Here is an 8,031-nt window from a genome sequence, read left to right as displayed (position 1 = left end):
CGACTAAAGTCGCCGTTCGTTTTTCATCTACGTTTTAAAAAACGTAGCTTTCAAACTCTCGTTTTTCTTTCGTAAAATCGCGATCGACATTCTCAAGCCGTTAGGAGTATTTTGAGAACGGTTTGTAAAGGTTTCATCGAGTTGGTTCATGGTTAAATCGGGTTGGTTTTCAATGCTTTGGTTCTGTTTTCTGCCCCAATCTCTAATTTCCGGCGAGTGTTTCAGGTTCACTGCGATCGCGCATGGGGCGAGGGGTGGCAGATGATAGCCTAGGCAGAGTCGTTTTCCACCTGCCGCATCATCCGTCCACCCCTCACAGTGGAACGCTCCTCGAGTTTCGCTTCGACGGCTGTTGGTGCCGCCATGATTTTAATTTAGGTAATTGGGTTTTGGCCGATCGCTAAAGCAGTGACGAGCATTCCGAGTACGAGAAACGGCTGAGCAGATGCCTGGTATTTGACATCATTTTCCAGGGGATTGCGGAGAAAATACATGTCCTGGAAGGTGATTTGCGGAATGACCAGCAAAATCAGAATCGCCGCGTACAGGTTTTGGTGAATGCTAACCAAATAGCCGGCAATGCCTAGCTGGAAGATATCGATGATTAACACGCAGATCCAAGCCGCTGTGCCCACACCAAACATCACGGGCAAGGATTGCAAACCCAGTTGTTTGTCGCCTTCGACACTTTTGAAGTCGTTGACGATCGCGATGCCCAAGCCGGCAATGCTGTAGATGAGGGTGAGGATGATAATTGTTGGACCGATTTCGCCAAACAGGGCTTGTCCCGCCCACCAAGGCAGGGCGATGTAACTCGCACCCAGGGCGTAGTTGCCCAACCACCCGTTTTTCTTCAGTTTCAGCGGCGGCGCAGAATAAATGTAGGAGAGGAAAGACCCACCGATCGCTAGGACGGTGATGGTGGGAAATTCGTGCCCCGCCCAGGTATCTAAGGCGTAAGCAATGCCAATTCCTGCCAGTAGCAACACCCAAATTTGGGTGATGACTTGGGGCACTGAGATGGCCCCGGAGGGAATCGGGCGATAGGGTTCGTTGATTGCGTCTAAATCGCGATCGTAGAAATCATTCAGGGTTTGGGTATAGCCTGTCAGCAAGGGGCCGGAAAGCAACATGCAGGCGGCAGCGATTAACACATGCTCGAGTTTCCACTGGTAGTTACCCGAAGCGGCGGCACCGCATACCACCCCCCAAATCAACGGGATCCAGGTGATGGGTTTCATCAGTTGCAGCCGTATCTTCCAAATGGAGGTTTCTTTGACATCGGCTCCTTTCATGCCCAACATCTGCCGCGTTTTGGCACTGCGGTTGGGGGCAGCAGCGTCGGTAGCGGGTTGGGTTGCAGTCTCGCCCGCCCCTTCAGGCGGCGCTTGTTCTGGAGACTGGGACAGATTGGACTCAGGTGCAGAAGGGTTAGACATATCAGGGGATGAAATTTTCGTTTCGTCCAGTAGTGGATCTAGTTTATTATGCAACCTGACATCAATTTTATGACTGGGAGAGGCAAAAAGCACGGATTTGGATCCCACTTGGAGTACCGATGCTCTAAATTACCCGCTGATATTATCGCTACAAAAGTGCTACGCAGCCTCGGGGACAGCCTGTGGGTTGATGGGGTGAATGTTAAAAATTATGTTGGGTTGACCGATTCCGAAAAAGTTGTGTTAATATATGCAAGTAAAAAAAGTGGATGTTGGCTAACTCCCGAGTATCGAGAAAGGCGATCGCCACTCCCTCAAGGCTTATATGTATTGTCAAGAATATTTAACAAATAGACAGTGCAGCGGCTGGTTAAATTGAGACATTAACAGTGAAATCCTATGCTATTTAACTCTTTAGAGTTTATTTTGGGATTTTTACCCATTGCGCTCATTAGTTTTTATCAAATCGGCAGAAGAGGATATTACAATTGGGCGATCGTCGCTCTGTTAGCGGCTTCTTTCTTTTTCTATGGCTGGTGGAATCCCCCATACCTCCTGTTACTGATAGGTTCGATAGGGTTCAACTATGCGATTGGTTGGGGATTAAGCCACAAGATTAATAGACCCATCGGCAAAAAGGTTTTATTAATTGTTGGCATTGCCGCTAATTTGGCCATTATTGGGTATTACAAATATGCGAACTTTTTTATCGCCAGCGTTGATGATGTTTTGGGTACCAGTTGGGAACCGAGCAGACAAGTAATTCTGCCTTTGGGTATTTCGTTCTTTACCTTTCAGCAAATCGCGTATTTGGTCGATGTTTACCGAGGAGAAACTCAAGAATACAGTGCATTGAAGTACGGGGTTTTTGTCAGCTTTTTCCCCCAACTCATTGCCGGACCTATCGTCCATCACAAACAAATGATTTTCCAGTTGTATGATCGAGCCATTTATCGCTTTAACTGGGAAAAGTTTACCATAGGAATTACCATTTTTATTGCCGGATTATTCAAAAGTGATGTTTGCTGACAATCTCGCTCGCTATGCCACGCCAGTATTTCGGGATGCAGCGCGGGATATACCAGTAGAATTTTTTCAGGCATGGGGAGGGGCATTGGCCTATTCATTACAACTTTACTATGATTTTTCCGGTTACTCCGATATGGCGATCGGTGCCGCATTGATGTTTGGTATCACACTTCCCATTAATTTTAATTCCCCCTACCAAGCAACCAGTATCATCGACTTTTGGCGGCGATGGCATATCACCCTTTCTAACTTTTTGCGCGATTACCTTTACATTCCCCTCGGTGGCAATCGGAAAGGGGAAATTCGCCGCTATATCAATTTAATGATTACCATGCTGTTGGGGGGACTTTGGCATGGTGCGGGTTGGACATTTGTGTTATGGGGAGGGTTACATGGCGTTTATTTAATCATTAACAACCAATGGCGATCGCTGTGCAAAAAATTGGGACGCGCTCGCCAAGGAAATCACGGGTGGAGTCGGGCGATCGGCAGTTTCATTACCTTAGTCGCTGTGGCGATCGCTTGGGTGTTTTTTCGAGCGAGTAACTTGGAAGCGGCACTGGTATTATTGAAAGGGATGGTGGGTGGAAATGGTGTTTCCATTCCGTTGGCGATCGCCGAGGCACTCGGTTCTCTCAAACCCTTACTCGAAAGTTGGGGTGTGAAATTTACATCAGTTGCTGAAAAACAGTTCGTTTTAACCTATGTTTGGTCTCTGATTCTGTTCGCGATCGCATTACTCTGTCCCAACGTTTACCAGTGGATGAGAGAGTACAATCCCATTCAGAGTAAAGATGTCATTCTTCGCCACTCTGAGGAAGATTCTTCATTAAAGCACCTAAAATGGCAACCAAATTCGACTTTCGGAATTGTCATGGGTATTGCGGCTTTTATCGTCGTAAAAACTTTTTTTACCGCTTCTCAAAGCGAGTTTTTGTATTTTAATTTTTGACCTATGCGGTATTTAAAATATTTACGTTTACTTGTTTCCAGTTTCTTAATTTGCTGGATTATTTTCCTATTAGCATTTTTCTACCAACTAGGAGTTCAAACAACAAAAATTTCAGCTTGGATCGACAATATTTATGTAAATAAAGAGAGAATTGCTCGCTCAATCGATACGCCTAAATTAATCGTCGTTGCGGGTTCCAATGCACTCTATGGCATTAGCTGCGAGGCAGTTGCCGCACAGACTGGAGTACCCTGTGTAAATGCAGCCACTCATGGAACACTAGGTACGGATTACATCTTTAGGAAAGCGCGCTCGTTAGCTAAACCAACAGATATCGTTCTTCTGCCGCTTGAATATCATTTTTACAAACAAAGGGATACGCTAAATAATGTATTTATAGACTATGTAGTAGCTTCCAATCCAAGCTATTTACTGTCCCTCAATCCTTTCCAGCAAATACGTTTCGTTTTAGGCACTTCTTTTCCGCGTTTGCTAAATGGTATGATTAACAAAACCATCTATTACCTCAACTCGGAACCCCGGGAAAATACCAATTTATTTTTGAATGAGTATGGAGATATTAAAAAAAATAAAGAAGCGAACATTACCTCGAACTTAATCCATATCGTTGCTGAGGAAAAGCCGATGGAATTGCAAGGCTACCTCCGCTCGACTTCCGGAATGAAAAGCATCCGGAAATTTGTAGAATGGGCTAGAGAAAATCAAATTCAGGTAATCGCCACTTGGCCGAATACCATTGGGTTTGATGTCTATCAAGAAGCTAAATCACAAGAATATTTTCAAAGTATCAAAGATTTTTATCAAGAAATCGGTGTCCCGGTTCTCGGCGAACCCGAAGACTTTATGTACGACAAATCAATGTTTTACGATACCAGTTATCATCTTCACGATCGCGGTACCCGTCACAGAACCCGACAAACCATCGATTTACTCTTGCCCTATTTAGCACCCCTGCGAGAAGCTCAATAGCATCGTTGAGCTAATTGTCTCTGGTAGATTGGTTTTTTCTCGGCGCAAAAGGGGGCGATCGCTACACTGAAGCGATCGCTCACCCAATTAAAAGGAAATAATCAAGGATTGCTGTTGAAATTTAGCTCCTTTCACCGGCTTGCCCCTCAGTTGTGCGGGCAAAAAGATATTGCGCCGCTGATCTCCCGCTTCTATTGTCACTTCTGGACCATATTGAGTTAATTTGACTTGTTTTTTGTCAAATCCGGGTAAAAATAACCGCACTTGGCTGGTCGCAACATCCACCTCAATCGGGCGCGGTGCCCCTGAGGCTTTGCTGAAGTCTGGTAAAGCATCCAGGAGGGGTTGCCAGTCGTCTCCTTCCCGATGAGGCACCCAGCTTACGGGCAGGGGAGAAAACTGTTCTGCCACTTGTTCGGTGACGGGAGAGAGGTTGCAAATCACGCCGCCTACGGTTAAACCCACTTGTTGGGCGCTACCCCACAAATAAAGACTGCTGGCGACAGCAAGGCGATCGCCGGAGGTGACTAAATAGGCTACCACCCGATTGGGATCGGATACCGCTTGTTTGCCGCGATCGAGCAACTGGTTTGCTTCGTCGGCAGGTTTTCCCCCGATATTCTCCATCGACCAGCCGACATTCAAAACTGCGCTGGTGACGGGTTGGACGAAGGGGGACAATGCTTTGCCTAGTTCGGACTCGGCTAAAACCCCTCGGAAACGGCGAATGTACCAGCTCAGCATTTCTGGCATTCCCAGCATTCGCAGGGTTTCTTTATCGCTTTTGCCATCGTAAACGATAACATCGTATTCGTTAGCGGCGTCGTATTCGCGGATGGCGTTTAGGGCGAGGGCGCTATCCATTCCGGGCAAAATGCCCAGTTCTTCGCCGTAGACTTCTTTGAAGAAGGGGGTGCGGATGTATTCCGCTTCCAGTTTTTTGAGCTGTTCCCAGCTTCGTTGCAGCAGGGTAGTGGATTCAAACTGTACTGCTTTGAGGTTGGGAGCTATGGGTTGGGGGTCGCAGGTGAGGGTAGTGCCGAGGAGTAAACTCAAGGCAGGACTGGTGTCTTGTCCCGCTAAGAGGACGCGCTTACCTTCGGCGGCGAAGCGCTTAGCAGCGGCGATCGCGATCGTGGTTCGACCCGTACCACCTTTACCCAGAAAGGTCAAAATCAGAGCCATTGGTTTTTTTGGTTCCCACTTGAAGCATGTCTTATGTTAATCCTTCCTCGCGGTGGCAGGCTGGGATTAGCACTGCCAAATTCCGCGATCGCCCCTACTGAACGGGTTGCACCTCATCTTCAAAGAACCAGGTGGATATGCCGCTGTCAAATTCTACGACGACACCAACCCCACTCCCGTCTGTCATTTTGAACCCTTTTACGGTACCGACGGGATTTTGCTTGATTTTATTCACCATATCGGCGGACAATTTCTCTCTGAGGCGGCAGACTTTGACCTTTTGACCGATTTCCATTTGCTATCCTGTGCGTTTGCGATCGTTGTAAACCATTCCACAGTTTATCAGGGCTTGGCTTCTATCCCAACTCTTCTGATTTGATTCGTCAGCGAGTTGGAGGAAGGGGACACCACCGGGATGAAGCGTTAGGGGCTTGTGGGTCTGCGGGAAAAATTTTGTTGGATCGAGTGTTTATTCTTGACAATCAACTATGCTTGCAAAACGAATCTTGCCTTGTTTGGATGTGAATGCGGGTCGCGTGGTCAAGGGGGTGAATTTTGTCAACCTCCAAGATGCTGGGGATCCGGTGGAACTGGCGCAGGTTTATAATGATGCCGGTGCCGATGAATTGGTGTTTCTGGATATCACCGCCACCCACGAAGACCGGGACATTATTATTGATGTGGTTTACCGCACCGCCGAAAAGGTGTTTATCCCCCTGACGGTGGGGGGTGGGATTCAATCCTTAGAAACGATTAAAAAATTGTTAAGAGCTGGGGCGGATAAGGTGAGTATTAACTCAGCGGCGGTTCGCAATCCCGAGTTTATCGATGAAGCGAGCGATCGCTTTGGCAATCAGTGTATTGTGGTGGCGATCGATGCCCGTCGCCGCAAGGATCCGGAGAACCCGGGGTGGGACGTTTACGTGCGCGGCGGTCGCGAAAATACCGGGTTAGATGCGATCGCTTGGGCGCAAGAAGTGGAATCTCGCGGCGCTGGGGAATTGCTGGTGACTAGCATGGATGCGGATGGCACGCAAGCGGGATATGACTTAGAATTGACGCGCACTATTGCCGATCGCGTGGAAATTCCGGTAATTGCCTCTGGCGGTGCCGGCAACTGTCAGCATATTTATGAAGCGGTGAGTGCAGGGAAGGCAGAAGCGGCGCTTCTGGCGTCTTTACTACATTACGGTCAACTCAGCGTTGCCGAAATTAAAACTTACCTGGCAACCCATCAAGTTCCCGTGCGGCAATAGTTTCGGGTCTTGACTTTCTCATTTTGAGGCGCTTTGGCGAATCTGCCAACTGTGAAAATAATATGAAGTTTTCACGGTGGGCGATCGCTCAGAGCGCCTTTTTTGTGCGCTGTAAGCCTTATGGGGTCTGGAATTGAGGGCGTTTTCACTGCCCGATCCCACCCCTCGGTTTTTTCTTAAGGTTCCCTCGCTTAATCTGAGAATATGTTAAAATATGTAAAGTCTTCGCGCGATATATGTAAAGTTATGATCCTCATACTCATAATAGTCATAGCTTTGGTGGCTTGGGCACTGCACCTGATGCAGCAAGCTTTCGATCAGAGCGAGTTCTCCCTGATGTTGGCAGGAACCTTGGTGGCGATGGCTGCAGCCGCTATGATGGCTGTCTATTTTCTGATGGGGGACTATATGTTATATGTAAAAGAAATGGCCCAACGCGGGTTAGGAGAGTCTTCCTATGACTCGGTAAGCGCAGTTAGCGTTAGCCCTTGGATTGAGGCATGGCCTGTGGAATATTCCGAAACCACAGACGGTGGCTATATGGATGCCTATATGGATGGCTATATGGATGGCGATCGGCGCAGCCCTCTACTGCCCTAAGGCGGGAAATCTTTACTGCGGATCCATCTCTAGGCTAGCTTTCCTCCGCCAGCCCCCCGAATGATTGCCCGGGACAGGCAAGCCAAAAAAAAAAGTCAAAAAAAAATTTTAAAAGTGCTTGACAAATGACTTAGATTCGTGCCATTATAATAAAGCAACTGAATGAACGGGGCTATAGCTCAGTTGGTAGAGCACCTCAATGGCATTGAGGGGGTCAGCGGTTCGAGTCCGCTTAGCTCCATCAAAGATAAAGAGGGACGAGCAAATTGCTTGTCCCTCTTTCTATTTTTTTTGTTGGAGCGATCGTCGATTTAAAGGTATTACTCAAATAAATTGGCAAGCCCACCTACTTGGTGGGAGAATTGCATCTCCGGAGTAATATTGCATGTCCGGAGTAATAATGAAATGCTTGGTGGGTACCCCCCAATAGGTTAGAAAAGAAAATTGCACAAACTTCTTGGAACCGGTGATGCACCCTACTACTCGTGAAAGAAAGCTTACTTAAACAACAAAGCCCCCTTCAAGAAAAGAAGGAGGCTTTGCGTAAAAATTAACCGGGCACCGAGCTATTTTCCCAGGA

At 47.5% G+C, this 8,031-nt stretch carries 8 protein-coding genes and 1 tRNA gene; 6 read left to right on the top strand and 3 right to left on the bottom strand.

Annotation, left to right across the window (positions count from 1 at the left end; all coding sequences use genetic code 11):
• Positions 1 to 374: 374 nt before the first annotated feature.
• Positions 375 to 1,439 (bottom strand): chlorophyll synthase ChlG, encoded by a 1,065-nt coding sequence (gene chlG, locus LKK83_RS01405; protein ID WP_324628962.1) that lies wholly within the window; start codon positions 1,437 to 1,439, stop codon positions 375 to 377.
• A gap of 399 nt (positions 1,440 to 1,838) precedes the next feature.
• On the opposite strand from chlG, the gene LKK83_RS01400 reads away from it, so the two are divergent.
• Genes LKK83_RS01400 through LKK83_RS01390 form a run of 3 tightly spaced genes read left to right on the top strand, consistent with a single transcriptional unit; the run spans position 1,839 to position 4,410 of the window.
• A complete protein-coding gene (locus LKK83_RS01400; RefSeq protein ID WP_324628961.1) occupies positions 1,839 to 2,468 on the top strand; it encodes a hypothetical protein in 630 nt (209 codons plus the stop codon).
• Positions 2,458 to 3,420: an MBOAT family O-acyltransferase gene (locus tag LKK83_RS01395; RefSeq protein WP_324628960.1), complete on the top strand. Its 963-nt coding sequence runs from the start codon at positions 2,458 to 2,460 to the stop codon at positions 3,418 to 3,420. Before LKK83_RS01400 ends, LKK83_RS01395 begins: the two co-directional genes overlap by 11 nt.
• Positions 3,421 to 3,423: 3 nt before the next feature.
• Entirely contained in the window at positions 3,424 to 4,410 is a 987-nt protein-coding gene (locus tag LKK83_RS01390) for a hypothetical protein (RefSeq protein WP_324628959.1), read from the top strand.
• Between the two features lie 87 nt (positions 4,411 to 4,497).
• Here the strand turns inward: LKK83_RS01390 and LKK83_RS01385 are convergent, their stop codons facing one another.
• Positions 4,498 to 5,595 (bottom strand): Get3/ArsA fold putative tail anchor-mediating ATPase NosAFP, encoded by a 1,098-nt coding sequence (locus LKK83_RS01385; RefSeq protein WP_324628958.1) that lies wholly within the window; start codon positions 5,593 to 5,595, stop codon positions 4,498 to 4,500.
• A 94-nt stretch (positions 5,596 to 5,689) separates the two neighbouring features.
• On the bottom strand, positions 5,690 to 5,890 hold the full coding sequence (petP, locus tag LKK83_RS01380) for a cytochrome b6f subunit PetP (RefSeq protein ID WP_324628957.1): 201 nt from the start codon (positions 5,888 to 5,890) through the stop codon (positions 5,690 to 5,692).
• A gap of 193 nt (positions 5,891 to 6,083) precedes the next feature.
• Between petP and hisF the strand changes: the two genes are divergently transcribed.
• The 3 genes from hisF (at position 6,084) to LKK83_RS01365 (ending at position 7,692) form a co-directional block, all read left to right on the top strand.
• The gene (hisF, locus tag LKK83_RS01375; RefSeq protein WP_324628956.1) at positions 6,084 to 6,851 is read left to right on the top strand and encodes an imidazole glycerol phosphate synthase subunit HisF; all 768 of its coding nucleotides are present in this window, start codon (positions 6,084 to 6,086) and stop codon (positions 6,849 to 6,851) included.
• A 279-nt stretch (positions 6,852 to 7,130) separates the two neighbouring features.
• Positions 7,131 to 7,451 (top strand): hypothetical protein, encoded by a 321-nt coding sequence (locus LKK83_RS01370; protein ID WP_324628955.1) that lies wholly within the window; start codon positions 7,131 to 7,133, stop codon positions 7,449 to 7,451.
• A gap of 168 nt (positions 7,452 to 7,619) precedes the next feature.
• Positions 7,620 to 7,692: transfer RNA gene (locus tag LKK83_RS01365), tRNA-Ala, on the top strand.
• The last annotated feature ends 339 nt before the right edge of the window (positions 7,693 to 8,031 follow it).

Origin of the sequence: Phormidium sp. CCY1219 (assembly GCF_035615515.1) — a bacterium.
Classification (GTDB): domain Bacteria; phylum Cyanobacteriota; class Cyanobacteriia; order Cyanobacteriales; family Laspinemataceae; genus CCY1219.
This window is presented reverse-complemented; position numbering and strand designations above follow the sequence as displayed.